15 protein-coding genes are annotated in these 15,977 nt (G+C 73.4%); 7 read left to right on the top strand and 8 right to left on the bottom strand.

Annotated elements, in window-relative coordinates; all coding sequences use genetic code 11:
• Nucleotides 1-12: 12 nt before the first annotated feature.
• Complete coding sequence (locus tag ABZ340_RS01800) at nt 13-747, bottom strand: hypothetical protein (RefSeq protein WP_358779745.1); 735 nt, start codon at nt 745-747, stop codon at nt 13-15.
• Nucleotides 748-913: 166 nt separating this feature from the next.
• On the opposite strand from ABZ340_RS01800, the gene ABZ340_RS01795 reads away from it, so the two are divergent.
• Nucleotides 914-2,317 carry a trehalose-6-phosphate synthase gene (locus ABZ340_RS01795; RefSeq protein ID WP_358779744.1) on the top strand — a complete coding sequence of 468 codons (1,404 nt, stop codon included), beginning with the start codon at nt 914-916 and terminating at the stop codon, nt 2,315-2,317.
• 85 nt (nt 2,318-2,402) lie between these two features.
• Here ABZ340_RS01795 and otsB read toward each other — a convergent pair whose 3' ends face one another.
• From otsB to ABZ340_RS01780, 3 genes are all read right to left on the bottom strand, one after another.
• Nucleotides 2,403-3,326 (bottom strand): trehalose-phosphatase, encoded by a 924-nt coding sequence (gene otsB, locus ABZ340_RS01790; RefSeq protein ID WP_358779743.1) that lies wholly within the window; start codon nt 3,324-3,326, stop codon nt 2,403-2,405.
• Nucleotides 3,327-3,387: 61 nt separating this feature from the next.
• Nucleotides 3,388-3,600 (bottom strand): DUF3263 domain-containing protein, encoded by a 213-nt coding sequence (locus ABZ340_RS01785; protein ID WP_358779894.1) that lies wholly within the window; start codon nt 3,598-3,600, stop codon nt 3,388-3,390.
• Between the two features lie 236 nt (nt 3,601-3,836).
• Nucleotides 3,837-5,051, bottom strand: coding sequence for an extracellular solute-binding protein (locus ABZ340_RS01780; protein ID WP_358779893.1), 1,215 nt, complete (start codon nt 5,049-5,051; stop codon nt 3,837-3,839).
• Between the two features lie 232 nt (nt 5,052-5,283).
• Here ABZ340_RS01780 and ABZ340_RS01775 point away from each other — a divergent pair, with 232 nt between their 5' ends.
• The 3 genes from ABZ340_RS01775 (at nt 5,284) to ABZ340_RS01765 (ending at nt 8,438) form a co-directional block, all read left to right on the top strand.
• Nucleotides 5,284-6,231 (top strand): ROK family protein, encoded by a 948-nt coding sequence (locus tag ABZ340_RS01775; RefSeq protein ID WP_358779742.1) that lies wholly within the window; start codon nt 5,284-5,286, stop codon nt 6,229-6,231.
• Entirely contained in the window at nt 6,231-7,376 is a 1,146-nt protein-coding gene (nagA, locus tag ABZ340_RS01770; protein ID WP_358779741.1) for an N-acetylglucosamine-6-phosphate deacetylase, read from the top strand. Before ABZ340_RS01775 ends, nagA begins: the two co-directional genes overlap by 1 nt.
• Nucleotides 7,377-7,508: 132 nt before the next feature.
• Nucleotides 7,509-8,438, top strand: coding sequence for a 1-phosphofructokinase family hexose kinase (locus ABZ340_RS01765; RefSeq protein ID WP_358779740.1), 930 nt, complete (start codon nt 7,509-7,511; stop codon nt 8,436-8,438).
• Nucleotides 8,439-8,475: 37 nt separating this feature from the next.
• Here the strand turns inward: ABZ340_RS01765 and ABZ340_RS01760 are convergent, their stop codons facing one another.
• Together ABZ340_RS01760 and cdgB are read right to left on the bottom strand one after the other, a co-directional pair.
• On the bottom strand, nt 8,476-9,447 hold the full coding sequence (locus ABZ340_RS01760; RefSeq protein ID WP_358779739.1) for a carbohydrate-binding protein: 972 nt from the start codon (nt 9,445-9,447) through the stop codon (nt 8,476-8,478).
• Between the two features lie 118 nt (nt 9,448-9,565).
• Nucleotides 9,566-11,224 carry a diguanylate cyclase CdgB gene (gene cdgB / locus ABZ340_RS01755; protein ID WP_358779738.1) on the bottom strand — a complete coding sequence of 553 codons (1,659 nt, stop codon included), beginning with the start codon at nt 11,222-11,224 and terminating at the stop codon, nt 9,566-9,568.
• 394 nt (nt 11,225-11,618) lie between these two features.
• Here cdgB and ABZ340_RS01750 point away from each other — a divergent pair, with 394 nt between their 5' ends.
• On the top strand, nt 11,619-12,227 hold the full coding sequence (locus ABZ340_RS01750) for a flavin reductase family protein (RefSeq protein ID WP_358779737.1): 609 nt from the start codon (nt 11,619-11,621) through the stop codon (nt 12,225-12,227).
• Between the two features lie 53 nt (nt 12,228-12,280).
• Complete coding sequence (locus ABZ340_RS01745; protein WP_358779736.1) at nt 12,281-12,748, top strand: GNAT family N-acetyltransferase; 468 nt, start codon at nt 12,281-12,283, stop codon at nt 12,746-12,748.
• Here ABZ340_RS01745 and arfB read toward each other — a convergent pair.
• Nucleotides 12,672-13,109, bottom strand: a complete 438-nt coding sequence (arfB, locus tag ABZ340_RS01740; RefSeq protein WP_358779735.1) for an alternative ribosome rescue aminoacyl-tRNA hydrolase ArfB — start codon at nt 13,107-13,109, stop codon at nt 12,672-12,674. The two genes, ABZ340_RS01745 and arfB, sit on opposite strands and share 77 nt — an antisense overlap.
• A 290-nt stretch (nt 13,110-13,399) precedes the next feature.
• On the opposite strand from arfB, the gene ABZ340_RS01735 reads away from it, so the two are divergent.
• The gene (locus tag ABZ340_RS01735) at nt 13,400-13,975 is read left to right on the top strand and encodes a TerD family protein (protein ID WP_358779734.1); all 576 of its coding nucleotides are present in this window, start codon (nt 13,400-13,402) and stop codon (nt 13,973-13,975) included.
• Nucleotides 13,976-14,124: 149 nt separating this feature from the next.
• On the opposite strand, the gene ABZ340_RS01730 is transcribed toward ABZ340_RS01735, so the two are convergent.
• Nucleotides 14,125-15,525 (bottom strand): M1 family metallopeptidase, encoded by a 1,401-nt coding sequence (locus ABZ340_RS01730; RefSeq protein WP_358779892.1) that lies wholly within the window; start codon nt 15,523-15,525, stop codon nt 14,125-14,127.
• Between the last annotated feature and the right edge of the window lie 452 nt (nt 15,526-15,977).

The raw sequence follows: 15,977 nt of genomic DNA, 5'->3' as shown, positions 1-15,977 counted from the left end.
CCGAGGTCCGCGTCAGCCGGTGACGCCGTCCGACCAGCGCCAGCGACCGGAGCCGTCCTGGCTGCAGGTCAGGTACTCGCCGCCCCGGCCGTAGGTGCTCAGACCGTGGTGACGGTTGGCGCAGAACTGGCCGTCGGCGTAGCAGTTGCCCGCGGGGCTGGTGATCGCGCAGGCCGTGCCTCCGCCGCCCCCGGTCGAGCCGCCGCCGCCCGTGGAGCCGCCGCCGCCCGACGATCCGCTCCCGGTGCCGGTGCCGGTGCCGGCCGCGCGCGTCGGCTCCGGCGTGTGCAGCAGCCGTCCCGCGCAGTCGCGGCCGCTGCGGGGGACGGTGAACGCCACGTCGTAGGAGGCGCCGTCGGAGGCGTCGATCTGGTCGCAGACCTCTTCGCCCGCCGCCCAGGAGGAGGCCCGCTGCCCGCCGCCGTCCCGCGACAGTCCGGTGCCCTGGAGGTAGACGGCGTAGCGCAGTCCGCCGGACTCGGCCGCGGCGATCGCCTTTCCGATGCTCGCGCCGGTGAAGTCCTTCAACGGGACGGCGGACGGCGTCGGGGTGCTGCCGGGGGACGTCTCCGGACCGGTGCCGCTCGGCGAGGCGGTGGCGGTGGCGGCAGCGGTGGTGGAGGCGGACGCGGAGGGCTCGTCCGCCGTCGTGGCGGCGCTCCCGCCCCCGCATCCGGCCAGGGTGAGCGCGCCGGCCCCCGCCAGCGCTGCCGCGCCGAGGAGTCGGCGGACGCGTATGAAGTGCATGGATCCTCCCCCAGAGGTCCCGGACATGCCACGGGACACCTACTGAAACATGTATCGCACATCTTTCAACTGCGCACAGGGTTCTCACAAGTTTTCCGGTGAATTCACGGACGTGACGGCAATCGCGAACGTTTGAGCGTTTCCGGGTCGGGCTAGGTTGAGGCGTATGGCTTCAACGTTCGGTGCTGCTCAGGTGCTGGTGGCCTCCAACCGAGGACCGGTGTCGTACCAGGTGGAGGAGGACGGCTCGCTCACCGCGAAACGCGGGGGCGGCGGGCTGGTCTCCGGACTGTCGGCCATCGGGCCGGACGCGGGCGCGCTGTGGGTGTGCTCGGCGCTGTCCGACGACGACCGGGAGGCGGTGCGGCGCGGGGCCGGCGAGGACGGCGTGCGGATGCTGGACATCCCGGCCGCCGTGCACGCCGGCGCCTACAACGGCATCGCCAACTCTGTGCTGTGGTTCGTCCACCACATGCTCTACCAGACGCCGCTGGAGCCGGTCTTCGACGCGGAGTTCCGACGGCAGTGGGCCGCGTACGAGGCGTACAACCGGGCCTTCGCCGAGGCGCTGGCCGAGGAGGCCGCCGAGGGCGCGGTCGCGATCGTGCAGGACTACCACCTGACGCTGGTGCCGGGGATGCTCCGGGAGCTCCGTCCCGACCTGCGCATCGGGCACTTCTCGCACACGCCGTGGGCGCCGCCGGAGTACTTCCGGCTGCTGCCGGACGACGTGGCCGGGCAGGTCCTGAAGGGGATGCTGGGCGCGGACCGGCTCGGGTTCCTCACCCACCGCTGGGCGGAGGCGTTCACCGCCTGCTGCGAGGCGTTCGCCGGGGGGCTCGGCGCCACCCGGGTCGGCGTGCACGGGCTCGGCGCGGACGCGGAGTTCCTGCGGCGCCGCTCGCACGAGGCGGACGTCGGCGAGCGGATGGCGGCGCTGCGCGAGGAGATCGGCACGGGCCCGGACGGCAGCCCCCGCAGGACGATCGTGCGCGTGGACCGCACCGAGCTGTCGAAGAACATCGTGCGCGGGCTGCTGGCCTACCGGCAGCTGCTGGAGGACCGCCCCGAGTGGCGCGAGCGGGTCGTGCACGTCGCGTTCGCCTACCCCTCCCGGCAGGACCTCGCGGTGTACCGGGACTACACGGCCGAGGTGCAGCGGCTGGCGGCCGAGATCAACGAGCAGTACGGGACGCCGGGCTGGACGCCGGTGGTGCTGCACGTCAAGGACGACTTCGCGCGGTCGCTGGCGGCCTACCGGCTGGCCGACGTGGCGCTGGTCAACCCGATCCGGGACGGCATGAACCTGGTCGCGAAGGAGGTGCCGGTCGTCTCCGACGAGGGCTGCGCGCTGGTGCTGTCGCGGGAGGCGGGGGCGTACGAGGAGCTGGGCGAGGACGCGCTCGTGGTGAACCCGTACGACGTGGTGGGCACGGCGCGGGCCCTGCACGAGGCGCTGAGCATGCCGGCGGGCGAGCGGGCCGAGCGGAGCAAGCGGCTGGCGGCGGCGGCCACGGCGCTGCCGCCGGGGCGGTGGTTCCTGGAGCAGCTGGAGGCGCTGCGGGGCTGAGGGAACGAGGGAGCGGGAGAAAGCGGGAGAACGGGAGAATGGGCGGGCGCCGTGCGGTGCCCGCCCCGCTGGTTGCCGGGGAGCCTCAGGAGAGGCGGGCCGCCAGGCTCCGCAGCAGGTCCACCACCCCCGCCGGGCCGTCCACCACCAGGTCGGCCCGCTCCCGCAGCTCCGTCACCTCGTCGCTGCCGCTGCACACCAGCAGGCCGGGCGTGCCGGCGGCGCGGAGGCCGTCGACGGCCGCGTAGGCGGGGAGGTCGCCGAGGTCGTCACCGGCGTAGAGGACGGACTCGGCGCCGAGCGCGCGGACGTACTCGGTCAGGGCGACGCCCTTGTCCATGCCCGGCGGGCGCAGTTCCAGGACCAGCCGCCCCGGCTCGACGACCAGGCCGTGGCGGGCGGCCAGGGCGGCGAGGGGCTCGCGCAGGGCCTCGAAGGCGGCCTGCGGATCGGTGGCGCGGCGGGTGTGGACGGCGAACGCGCGGCCCTTCTCCTCGACCCACGTGCCCTGTCCCGCCCCGGCCTTCTCCAGCAGGTCCGGCAGCTCGGCGCGGGCGGCGGCGACCCCGGGGTCGGGGGCGGGGGCGGTGATCTCGCCGGTGGCGGCGTCCCAGCGTTCGGCGCCGTAGTGGCCGAGGACGACGAGGTGTTCCAGGCCGGGCACGCCCGCGAAGCCGCCGTAGCGGACGGCGACCTCGGCCGGACGGCCGGTGACCACCGCGACGGCGGCGACCTGTGGGGCGAGGGCCGCGAGCGCCGGTACGGCGTCGGGGTGGGCGCGGGCCTGGTCGGGGTCCGGCACGATCGGGGCGAGCGTGCCGTCGAAGTCCAGCGCGATCACCGCGCGGCCGGGGCGCGCGAGGAGGGCGTCCAGCCCTTCCCGCCCGGCCTTGGTCGCGGGCGTCGGCAGGTCGTTCACGGAGTCGTTCACGGGGTGGTCCGCGGAGTGGTCCGCGGAGTGGTCCGCGGCGTACGGGGAGTCGTCGGTGGAGTCCTTGTGGCTGCCCATAGGGCGAACCTATCCCCGGCAGGCCGCCCCTACGCCCCCGGACCCGCCGGGCCCGCCGGCCTCAGCGCTCCGTCCGGCGGGCCTCGCGGACCCGGCGGAGCCGGTTGACCGTCACCGGGTCGAAGGCGAGGGCCCGCGGGTCGTCGAGCAGGGCGTTGAGGAGCTGGTAGTAGCGGACGGGGACCAGCCCCAGCTCCTCCCGTATCGCGCGTTCCTTCGCGCCGGGGCCGGGAAAGCCGCGGCGTTCGAGCGCGAGGACGCGCTGTTCCCGCAGGCCGAGCTCCCGGGGCTCCGCGAGCTTCCGGGACTCCGCGAGCTTCCGGGGCTCCGGGGACTCCACAGGCTCCCGGGATTCCACAGGCTCCCGGGACTCCACAGGCTCCCGGGATTCCACAGGCTCCCGGGACTCCACAGGCTCCCGGGTCTCCCCGGGCCCTCGGGGCTTCTCCTGCTCCATGCCCGCCACCGTAACGCGCGGCACCGACAGCAGACGACGGTGGCGCCGCGGTGCTACTCCGCGCTCTCGGCCCGGCTCGCCGTGGCCTGGATGTTGCCGAGCACGGTCGCCGGGGAGGCGCCGGGGGCGACCGCCTGGCCGATCCGCTTCTTGATGTCCGCGCTGACCTCGGCCCAGGAGATCTTGCCGACCGGGTACAGCTCGGAGGCGAGCAGCTCGTCCAGGAACGGCCGGAGCTCCTTGTCCCGGGCCGACGTGCTCATGGTCTCGGAGGCGGAGGTGGTGACCGGCAGCAGGTCGTACGTGCGCGAGAAGTCGAGGACGCTGTCGTCGCTGTAGACGAAGTCGAGGAAGTCGCCGATCTCCTCCTGGTGGCCGTTCTGCTTGAAGGCCGTCATCCAGTCGGTGACGCCGAGGGTCGCCTTGCTCTCGCCCTCCACGCCCGGGGTGGGCACCATGCCGAACTTCACGCCCTTGGCGGCGGCGGCCTTCATGAGCGAGGGGTGCCCGTTGAGCATGCCGACGTCGCCGTCGGTGAACGCCGCGAAGGCGGCGGCCCGGTTGAGCTTGCCGGGGGCGACCGGCCCGGTGAGGTCCTTGGCGACCAGTTCGTCCTTGAGCCAGGTGAAGGCGGCGACGTTCTCGATGGAGTCGATGCGGTAGGTGCCGGCCGTCGAGGTGTAGCCGCCGTTGCCGCTGAGCATCCACTGCATGGTCTCGGCCTGTGCCTCCTCGGGGCCCAGCGGCAGCGCGTAGGGGTACTTCACGCCCTGCTCCTTCAGCGCCTCGGCGGCCTCGGCGAGGTCGTCCCAGGTCTTGGGCGGGGTGATTCCGGCCTCGGCGAAGAGGGCCTTGTTGTAGAAGAGCACGCGAGTGGAGGCCGCGAACGGCATGCCGTACTGCACGCCGTTGACCTGGCCCGCGCTCGCGAGCTGGGAGACGAAGTTGGCCTGGACGGGGATGGAGAGCACGTCGTCGGCCCGGTAGAGCAGGTCCTTGTCCGCGTAGTCGGCGTAGGCGCCGATCTGCGCCATGTCGGGTGCCTGGCCCGCGTCGACCATCTCCCGGACCTTGCGGTCGACGTCGTTCCAGGAGTGGACGGTGACGTCGATCCGCACGCCGGGGTGCTTCGCCTCGTACGCCTTCACCAGGTCGTCCCAGTACTTCCGGGAGCTGTTGGCCTTGCTGTCGCCGTAGTCGGCGGCGACGAGTTTCAGGGTCACGTCGGAGCCGCCCACGAACCCGCAGCCGCCGAGGACCGCCGTCATGCCCAGTGCGGACACCACCGCGATCGTTCCTGTCCTAAGCCGCTGCACCGATCCGTCCCAACCTTGCCTTGCACCGCGCGGGAGCCGACGGAGAACCGACAGGGATACGGAGAGAACCGACAGAACCGGACTCCGAAGCTCCACAACGCGAAATTTTCGAAATTGCAGCCCTAAGGTCTACACCACTGGAGTGGACTAGACCTCTTGTGGGTGGACGGGCCACACTGTCCCCGTGAGACATGTCATCGCCCTCGATGTGGGCGGCACCGGGATGAAGGCCGCCCTGGTCGGCGCCGGGGGCGAACTGCTCCACCAGGCCCGCCGGGCCACCGGCCGCGAGCGCGGCCCCGAGGCGGTCGTCACGGGCATCCTGGACTTCGCCGCCGAACTGCGCGCCCTGGGCGCCGACCGGTTCGGCGAGCCCGCCGTCGCCGCCGGCCTCGCCGTCCCCGGCATCGTCGACGAACGGCACGGCACCGCCGTCTACGCGGCCAACCTCGGCTGGCGCGACCTCCCCCTGCGCGCCCTGCTCGCCGAGCGGCTGGACGGCCTGCCCGTCGCCCTCGGCCACGACGTGCGCACCGGCGGCCTCGCCGAGGGCCGCGTCGGCGCCGGGCGCGGCGCCGACCGGTTCCTGTTCGTGCCGCTGGGCACCGGCATCGCGGGCGCCATCGGCATCGACGGCCGGGTGGAGGCGGGCGCCCACGGCTTCGCCGGGGAGATCGGCCACATCGTCGTACGGCCCCAGGGCGAGCCCTGCCCGTGCGGGCAGCGCGGCTGCCTGGAGCGGTACGCCTCCGCCGGTGCCGTCGGCCAGGCCTGGGCCGCGGCCTGCGGCGACGCGGACGCGGACGCGGCCGACTGCGCCAAGGCCGTGGAGTCCGGGGACGTACGGGCCCGGCGCGTGTGGCGGGATGCCGTGGAGGCGCTCGCCGACGGCCTGGTCACCGCGCTCACTCTGCTGGACCCGCGCACCCTGATCATCGGTGGCGGCCTCGCCGAGGCGGGGGAAACCTTGTTCACACCGCTGCGGGACGCCGTCCGGCGGCGCGTCACCTTCCAGAAGCTGCCCGAGATCGTCCCCGCGGCCCTGGGGGACACCGCCGGATGTCTCGGTGCCGGGCTCATGGCCTGGGACCTGCTGCACTCCCCCACCACTCCCCCGGAGGTAACCGCCTGATGGCCCCCAGCAAGCTTCTCTCCGGCGCCCGGGTGGTCCTGCCCACCGGCACCGTGGACGACGGCCGCCTGGCCGTCGACGGCACCCGCATCGCCGCCGAGGCCCCGCCCGGCGCCGAGGTCGTCGACCTCACCGGCCACTGGGTGGTCCCCGGCTTCGTCGACCTGCACAACCACGGCGGCGGCGGCGCCTCCTTCACCTCCGGCACCGCCGAGGAGGTCCTGAAGGGCATCCACACCCACCGCCTGCACGGCACCACCACCCTGGTCGCCTCCGCCGTCACCGGCGACCTGGACTTCCTCGCCCGCCGCGCCGGGCTGCTGGCGGAGCTGGCCGAGCAGGGCGACATCGCCGGCATCCACTTCGAGGGCCCCTTCATCTCCCCGTGCCGCAAGGGCGCCCACTCCGAGGAACTGCTGCGCGACCCCGACCCGGCCGAGGTCCGCAAGCTGATCGACGCCGCACGCGGCCACGCCAGGATGGTCACCCTCGCCACCGAGCTGCCCGGCGGCATCGACTCCGTGCGGATGCTCGCCGACCACGGCGTGATCGCCGCGATCGGCCACACCGACGCCACCTACGAGCAGACGGTCGAGGCCATCGAGGCGGGCGCCACGGTCGCCACCCACCTGTTCAACGCCATGCCGCCGCTCGGCCACCGCGCCCCCGGCCCCATCGCCGCCCTCCTGGAGGACGAGCGGGTGACGGTGGAGCTGATCAACGACGGCGTCCACCTGCACCCGGCCGCCCTCCAGCTGGCCTTCCACCACGCGGGCGCCGCGCGGGTCGCCTTCATCACCGACGCGATGGACGCGGCCGGCTTCGGCGACGGCCGCTACCTGCTCGGCCCGCTGGAGGTGGAGGTCTCCGGCGGCGTGGCCCGCCTGGTCGACGGCGGCTCGATCGCCGGCTCCACGCTCACCCTGGACCGCGCCTTCCAGCGGGCGGTGACGGTGGACGGGCTGCCGGTCGAGGACGCGGTGGCGGCCCTGTCCGCCAACCCGGCCCGGCTGCTGGGCCTGGACGACCGGATCGGCTCCCTGGAGCCCGGCAAGGACGCCGACCTGGTGGTCCTCGACTCCGGCTTCGCCCTCAAGGGCGTCATGCGCCGGGGCGCGTGGGTGGTCGATCCCCAACTGGGCTGATCCGTCCCCGTTCGCGGGCACGGTGGCCGGTTGCGGGACTGGGCCGGCCGCCGTCTCTTTGGCATGATCGACCCCCCGGAAACCCTCCGGGAACCACATGTCGGGCGAGTCAATCGGGGGAGGTCGGCCCAGGTGATCCTCACGGTCACGCTGAACACCGCTCTCGACATCACCTACCGCGTACGGGGCCTTCGGCCGCACGCCTCCCACCGGGTCCAGGAGGTGACCGAACGCCCCGGCGGCAAGGGACTGAACGTCGCCCGGGTGCTCGCGGCCCTCGGGCACGAGGTGACGGTCACCGGCTTCGCGGGCGGCGCCACCGGGCGGGAGGTGCGGGAGCGGCTGACCGCCGTGCCGGGGGTCGCGGACGCGCTGGTCCCGGTCTCCGGCACCACCCGGCGCACCATCGCCGTCGTCGACGAGCGCACCGGCGACACCACCCAGCTCAACGAGCCCGGCCCGGTGATCACGCCCGCCGAGTGGAGCGCCTTCCAGGAGGTCTACGGGGGTCTGCTCGCCGGTGCCCGTGCCGTCGCCCTGTGCGGCAGCCTGCCGCCGGGCGTGCCGGTGGGCGCCTACGCCGGGCTGATACGCGCCGCCCGCGCCGCCGGGGTCCCGGTGCTGCTGGACACCAGCGGCGAGCCGCTGCGCCGCGGGGTCGCCGCCCGCCCCGACCTCATCAAGCCCAACGCCGGGGAACTGGCCGAGCTGACCGGCTCCCACGAGCCGCTGCGCGCCGCGCAGGACGCCCGCCGCCGCGGCGCCCGCTCCGTGGTCGCCTCCCTGGGCGCCGACGGGCTGCTGGCGACGACCCCCGAGGGCCGCTGGCGCGCCGCCCCGCCCGCCCGCGTCCACGGCAACCCGACCGGCGCCGGCGACTCGGCGGTCGCGGGCCTGCTGTCGGGCCTGGTGGAACGCCTCCCCTGGCCGGACCGGCTGGCCCGCGCGACCGCCCTGTCGGCGGCGACGGTGCTGGCGCCGGTGGCGGGCGAGTTCGACCGGGCGGCCTACGGGGAGCTGCTGGGACGGGTGGCGGTGACGGCGGAGGCCACCGCGGCCTAGTGCCCCGGCAGGCGACGTCCACCCCGGGGCAGCGCACCTAGCTGCGCTTGACCTGGCCTTCCTTCAGCCAGAGCTGGTCCAGCAGGACGTCGCACTTGTCGCCGTCCTGGCAGGACAGCGAGATCGTGTTGGTGCCCTTGTTGAGGGTCGGCCAGGCGTAGGTCTCGGTCCAGCCCTTGGCGAAGTCGCCGGCCTCGGCGCGGGCGAAGTTGCCCAGGTTCAGCTTGTTGCCGAACTCCTTGCCGTTGACCGTCAGCGTCATCGACTGATCCTCGCCGGCCGCGCTGTAGCGGGCGAAGAGGGTGTAGGCGCCGTCCTTCGGGATGCCGTTGACGGTCCAGGTGACCGAGGCTCCCGCCTGGTTGAGGTTGGCCACGTAGATGCCGCCGTCGGACACGGCGCCCTGCACGTCCGACGCCAGGGAGGCGGTGCCGCCCAGCCGCAGCGCCTTGGCGTCGATCGTCGGCAGCTCCGCCTGCGGTTCGGCGCTGGCGCTGCTCGACGGGCTCGGCTCGGAGGTCTGCGACTGCGTCGGCGCGGGAGCGGCCTGGCCGCCGCCCTTGTCCTCGTCCGAGCTGCTGGTGGTCATGGCCACGCCGATGCCGACGACGACCGCGGCGACCACCGCGACCGCGCCGATCAGCAGCCCCTTGGTGTTGGGACCGCGGCCCCGGCCGCCGTTGTGGCCGCCCGCGCCGTGCGGCGCCGGGCGCGGGGCGGCACCGGGTCCCCCCGGGCCGCCGGGGAGCGTCTCCGGGGCGGCGTAGTGCGGGTTCGGCCGGCCGTAGGCCCCCTGCTGCTGCGGCGCCTGGCCGTACGGAGCGGTCGGGGCGGCCTGGGCCTGGTGCCCGTACTGCCGGGAACCGACGGTCCGCACGCGGTTGACCGAGTTGGGGTAGCCGTAGCCACCGGACGGCGGCTGGGCCCCGTTGGCCTGCCCGTCGGCGTACAGATAGCCGAACGGGTCGTCGTCCTCGGGCGTGCTCGCGCCGTTGTTGCCGGGCGTCATCCCTAGGTCTCCTAACCAGGTGCGGTGCGTGTGCGGTACGGATGGTGAGACAGCGAGCCTACCCGCTTCCTGTCCCCCGAAAGGGTGACCGGAATCGCGTCAAGCCGCTGACCTGGGCTTATCCGGCACGCCGGTGCTGTTTGGGACGAGATCGTTTCTCGACGTACATCCGTTCGTCAGCGGACTTCAGCACTTCGTCGGCGGTCATGCCGCAGTGGGCCCATCCGATGCCGAAGCTGGCGCCGACCCGGACGGCCCGTCCCTCGGCCCGGATCGGCTGGATGATCTCGTTGCGCAGCCGTACGGCGAGGTCCTGGGCGTCGGCCCGGCCGAGCCCGTCGGCGAGGATCACGAACTCGTCGCCGCCGAGCCGGGCGACGGTGTCGCCGTCCCGCACACCGTTGCTCAGGCGCCGGGCGACCTCGACGAGGACGGTGTCGCCCGCGTTGTGCCCGAACCGGTCGTTGATCGACTTGAAGCCGTCGAGGTCGCAGAAGAGGACCGCGAGCCCCTTGGTGCCGTCGTCCCGGTCGCCCTCGGGGGCGACGGCGTGGACGTGGTGGTCGTAGGCGTCGTACGGCTCGGTGACGGCCGGGAAGTCGAAGCGGTGGCCGCCGGAGTCGAAGACGTCGCCGTAGGCCGCGTCCATGGCGTCGACCGCGGTGGGCTGCTCGGACCGGGGGCGCGTGCACAGCCGGGCGGAGAGGCGGGCCCGCAGCTCGGCGGAGTTCGGCAGGCCGGTGAGGGAGTCGTGGGAGGCGCGGTGGGCGAGCTGGAGCTCGCGGCGCTTGCGCTCCTCGATGTCCTCGACGTGGGTGAGCAGGAAGCGGGGTCCGTCGGCGGCGTCGGCGACGACGCTGTTGCGCAGGGAGACCCAGACGTAGGTGCCGTCGCGGCGGCCCAGGCGCAGCTCGGCCCGGCCGCCCTCGGCGGAGGTGCGCAGCAGGGTGCCTATGTCCTCGGGGTGGACGAGGTCGGAGAAGGAGTAGCGGCGCAGCGCGGAGGCGGGCCGGCCCAGCAGGCGGCACAGGGCGTCGTTGGTGCGCAGGATGCGGCCGTGCTGCTCGCCGCCCATCTCGGCGATGGCCATGCCGGAGGGGGCGTACTCGAAGGCCTGCCGGAAGCTTTCCTCGCTGGCCCGCAGGGCCTGCTGCTCCCGCTCCAGCCGGACCAGGGCGCGCTGCATGTTGGCCCGCAGCCGGGCGTTGGATATCGCGATGGCGGCCTGGAAGGCGTACATCTGGAGCGCCTCGCGGCCCCAGGCGCCGGGCCGCCGCCCGTTGCGCGGCCGGTCCACGGACAGCACGCCGATCAGCTCGCCGCTGGACCGGCCGCCGTGCGGGCCGGGCGCGAACATGGGGGCGAAGAGGCGGTCGGCGGGGTGCCACTCGTCCTCGAAGCGGGGCGCGGGCCCGTCGGTGTACCACTGCGGGACGTCGTCGTCGTCGAGGACCCAGCCCTCGGTGTGGGGGATGAACACCAGGTCGCCCCACCGCTCGCCCATGGCCAGCCGCCGGTCCCATGCCTCGCGGGAGCCGACGCGGCCGGTGATGAGGGCCTCGGCGGCCGGGTTGCCGGAGAAGGCGGCGACGACGAGGTCGCCGTCGGGGCGCACCAGGTTGACGCAGGCCAGCTCGTAGCCGAGGGCGTGGACCGCGCCGTCGGCGACGGTCTGCAACGTGTCCGCCAGACTGCGGGCCGTGTTCATGTCGGCCATGACCTGGTGCAGTTGGCGCAGGGACGCAAGACGGACGTACGGTTCCGACTCGGTCTCCATGCTCGCCCTCCCCCCGAGACCTCGCAGCGAATCAAGGGTTGTGTTCGGCGCCGTTTCCGGGTGGTGCCCTTGCAGCTTCCCCGCCACTGAATCACAGCGCGCTGCTCACTCGGTACACAGGGTCAACAATTATTGCCCCTTGTGACTCAAGTCACAGGCAAACATGAACAATTGAGTGGTGTTTCTGCTTTCCCCCTGTGCACATGCTGAACGCAATGTTTGTGGGTATGTGCGTTACTCCGTGCCCCTGTGACTCCGTGGCGCCGTGACGCTGTGCCTCTGCGGCTCCGTGACGCTGTGCCTCTGCGGCTCCGTGGCTCCTGCCGAGGTCCTAGGACCCGGCTGGGACCGGGGCCCGATGCGGGCGCCGGAGCCGGCGGTTAGCGTGACGGACGTGCCGAACACCTCCCCCGCCCTCGCCCCCTCCGCCCCCGCCGCCCCTTCCTCCTCGCCGTCCCCTTCCGCCCCCGGGCATGCTGAAGGGGTGAGCAACGACGAGTTCCGCGCCGCCATGTCCCGGCTGGCCTCGGGCGTGGTCCTGGTGACCGCGCAGGAGCCGCCCCTCGACCCGGACGACCCCGGGGCACCGCGCGGCGAGGACGTCGGCATGACCGCGACGGCGTTCGTCTCCGTCTCCCTGGACCCGCCACTGGTCCTGGTCAGCCTGCGCGAGGGCTCCCGCATGGACGACCTGCTCGCCGAGCAGCCCCTGTGGGCGGTCTCCGTGCTCTCCGAGAACCAGCGGCACATAGCAGGCCGCTTCGCCATGAAGGGCCGCGTCAGCGACCGCCTCCTGTTCGCGGACCTCCCCCACGTCCGCGGCGAGGCGTCCGGCGCCCCCCTGGTGGGCGGCGCCCTGGCCACCCTCGAATGCCGCACCGAGCAGCGCGTGCCGGCGGGCGACCACACCCTGGTGATCGGCCGCGTCCTCACCGCCCACGTCCCGAACGCCGACGGCGGCCCGCTGGCGTACTTCCGGGGGCGGTACCGGCAGCTGGGCTGAGTCGCGGGAAATCTCCGTGGCGGCCCGGCGGACGGCCCGCCTACGGGGCACGGATGGCACCCGCACCCGCACCCGCGCCCGCGCCCCGACTGGAAGAGATCACCCCGCGCAACATCGACGCCTCGCTCGCCATCCGCGTCCGGCCCGGCCAGGAGCACGCGGTCTCCCCGGTGGTGAAGTCGCTCGCCGAGGCCTACGTCCGCCCCGGCGTCGCCTGGCCCCGCCTGATCGTCGACGGCGGCCGGCCGGTCGGGTTCCTCATGGCCTTCTTCGACATCGACTGGAACGGCGACGGCACCCTCTTCCGCTCCGGACTGTGGCGGCTGGACATCGACGCCGGGCAGCAGGGCCGCGGCTACGGCCGCTTCGCGGTCGACGCGGTGGCCGCCGAGATCCGCCGCCGCGGCGGCGACCGCCTCCACGTCTGCCGGCACCCCGGCCCGGTCAGGACCAGTTCTTCGGCGACCGGCCCCGCTTGGTCTCCGCGCGCTGCTTCTTCTCGCGCAGCCGGCGCTCGTTGATGCCGCGGGGCACCCGGGTGGGCCTGCGCGGCTTGGGCGGGGGCGCGGTCGCCTCGGCGAGCAGGGCGGCCAGGCGTACGGCGGCGGCCTCGCGGTTGCGCCACTGGGAGCGGTGCTCGGAGGCGCGCACGGTGACGACCCCGTCGGTCAGCCGCCCGGCGAGCCGTTCGAGCGCCCGCCGCTTCCACACCTCGGGCAGGGCCTCGGTCCGCGCCAGGTCGAAACGGAGCTCCACCTGCGAGTCGGTGGTGTTGACGTGCTGTCCGCCCGGCCCCGACGACCGCGAGAAACGCCACATCAGCTCCGCCTCGGGGAGGTGGACCGAGCCGCGGATGACATGGGGACCTGACATGCCGTCCATGTTCCCGGCTGCGTCCGGTCCGCGTCACCCGAATTATCCGCGTACCCGCGTACCCGCGTACCCGCGTACCTGCGTACCTGCGTACCTGCGTACCCGCGTACCCACGTACCCGCGTACCCGCGGCCCGGGCCTGCGCACTCCGCCCGCCGGTGGCGTCGCGGTGGCGCGGCGGTGAAGGAGAGGTGACGGTAAAGAAAGTAAAGCCACCTGGAACTTCGCGTACCTCCCTCGACGTTCTCAGGGGTAGCTGTAGCTTCTTGCCGTACGTAAACGAGGAAAGGACTCCCGCAATGGCTGTAAGCCTGTCCAAGGGCGGCAACGTCTCGCTCACCAAGGAAGCTCCGGGCCTGACCGCCGTCACCGTGGGCCTCGGCTGGGACGTCCGTACCACCACCGGCACCGACTTCGACCTCGACGCCTCCGCGATCGCGGTCAACCCCCAGGGCAAGGTCTACTCCGACGCCCACTTCGTCTTCTTCAACAACAAGCAGACCCCGGACAACACCATCGTCCACACCGGTGACAACCGCACCGGCGAGGGCGCCGGCGACGACGAGGCGATCAACGTCAACCTCGCCGCGCTCCCGGCCGACATCGACAAGGTCGTCTTCCCGGTCTCGATCTACGACGCCGAGAACCGCGGCCAGAACTTCGGCCAGGTCCGCAACGCCTACATCCGCATCGTCAACCAGGACGGCGGCACCGAGATCGCCCGCTACGACCTGTCGGAGGACGCGGCCACCGAGACCGCGATGGTCTTCGGCGAGCTGTACCGCAACGGCGCCGAGTGGAAGTTCCGCGCGGTTGGCCAGGGCTACGCCTCGGGCCTGGTCGGCATCGCCCAGGACTTCGGCGTGAACGTCTGACGCACGCCCGTCCGCAGCGGCGCGGCCCCCGGTCCTCCGGCCGGGGGCCGCGCCGTGTCCGCTGCCTTTCCGGCCGGGGGCCGCGCCGTGCCCGTGCGGTGGTCCGCCCGCGTGCTCCTCGTTCCGCCGCCGGGCGACCGGGACCCGGGTCAGAGGCGTTCCGGCTTCCCGTCGCCGTACAGCCACTCCTCCCAGATCCCGTCGAAGTCATGGCCGGGTGCCTTCTTCTCCACGTAGGCCGTGAAGTCGCCGGTGTCCGCGTTGCCGTGCCGGCGGGCACCCGCCCAGCCCCGGATCAGCTCGAAGAAGGCGTCGTCACCGACTGTCTGCCGGATCTTGTGCAGCACCATCGCGCCCCGCAGGTAGACCGGGTCGGCGGAGACGTGCGCGGCATCGGGCGGATCGGCCGGCGCGAACTCCCACACCGCCTCCTCCTCGTCGCCGGAGTACGTGCCGTCGTAGAGCGCCTCGAACGTCTCCTGCGCGCTGTCGCCGCCGTGGTCCTCCTCCCACAGCCACTCCGCGTACGTGGCGAACCCCTCGTTCAGCCACATGTCCCGCCAGGTCTTCGGCGTGACGGAGTCGCCGTACCACTGGTGGGCGAGCTCGTGGACGAGGAGGGCGACGTCGGGGGCGCCGGGGAAGACCGGCCGGCTCTGCGTCTCCAGCGCGTACCCGGCGTCCTCCGCGTCCTCGACGATCGCGCCGGTGGTGGAGAACGGGTAGGGGCCGAACAGGTCCCGCGCCCACTCCACGACCTCGGGAATCCGCCCGAGCACCACCCGGCTCGCACCGGCCTGGTCCGGGTCGACGGCCGTGTACACGGGCAGACCGTCCTCGGTGGCGAAGCGGGCGATGTCGTACTCGCCGATGGCGAGGGTGGCGAGGTAGCTCGCCATCGGCTCGGCGGTGTGCCAGGTGAACGACGTACGGCCCCCACTGGCCCGCTCGCTCGTCAGCTCACCGTTGGAGACGGCCCGCAGACCCTCGGGCACGGTCACCGTGATGTCGTAGGCCGCCTTGTCGGAGGGGTGGTGGTTGCCGGGGAACCACGCCATCGAACCGGTGGGCTGGCCCAGTGCCAGCGCCCCGTCGTCCGTGCGCAGCCAGCCCTCCTGCGAGCCGTCCGGGTCGGTGATCGTCTCGGGGGTGCCGGAGTAGCGGACCGCGACACGGAACCGCGTGCCGTCGCCGATGTCGTCGGGCGACCGGACGGTCAGCTCCTGGCCGGTGCGGTTCCACCGGGCGGCCTCGCCGTCGACGGTGACGCGCTCGACGTCCAGGCCCTTGAGGTCCAGGGAGAAGGCGGACAGGTCCTGGGTGGCGCGGGCGGTGAGAGCCGCGGTGCCGGAGAGGTGGTCGGCCTCGGGGTCGTAGGCGAGGTCGAGGGCGTAGTGGGTGACGTCGTAGCCGCCGTTGCCCGCCTTCGGGAAGTACGGGTCGCGCACCCCGGAACCGCCGGGGGTGCCGTGGACACCGCCGCTGCCGCCGCACGCGGTGAGCACGGTCAGGGCGGCGGCGACGGTGACGGCGGTGGCCGGAACGGGCAGGCGAGGTCTACGCACCTCGTGATCCTATGGGCGTACGCGGCGTTTCGGGCGGGGCACGGCGTCCACGCCCCCGTCGGGCGGCGGAACGGCACAGACGGGGCGGGGTCATCCGATCGGCTGACCCCCGAGAGCGCCGCGGACGGCGACAATGGTGGTGTTTGCGCAGCTCAGCGCGGTGCGATGCGATGCGCGCGGGCTGCGGGAGACGCGGTCTGTGGGCGGCGCGGGCTGCGGGAGACGCGGTCTGTGGAGGGCACGGGCCGGCGGGAGACACGGTCCGTGGACGACACGGGCCGACGGAAGACACGGTCCGTGGACGACACGGGCCGACGGAAGACACGGTCCGTGGACGGCACAGGCCGACGGAAGACACGGTCCGTGGACGACACGGGCCGACGGAAGACACGGTCCGTGGACGGCACAGGCCGACGGAAGACACGGTCCGTGGACGA

This window comes from Streptomyces sp. NPDC006134 (assembly GCF_040628835.1).
In the GTDB taxonomy this organism is placed as follows: domain Bacteria; phylum Actinomycetota; class Actinomycetes; order Streptomycetales; family Streptomycetaceae; genus Streptomyces.
The sequence above is the reverse complement of the archived record's forward strand: the minus strand, read 5'-3'. Positions and strand labels throughout refer to the sequence as shown.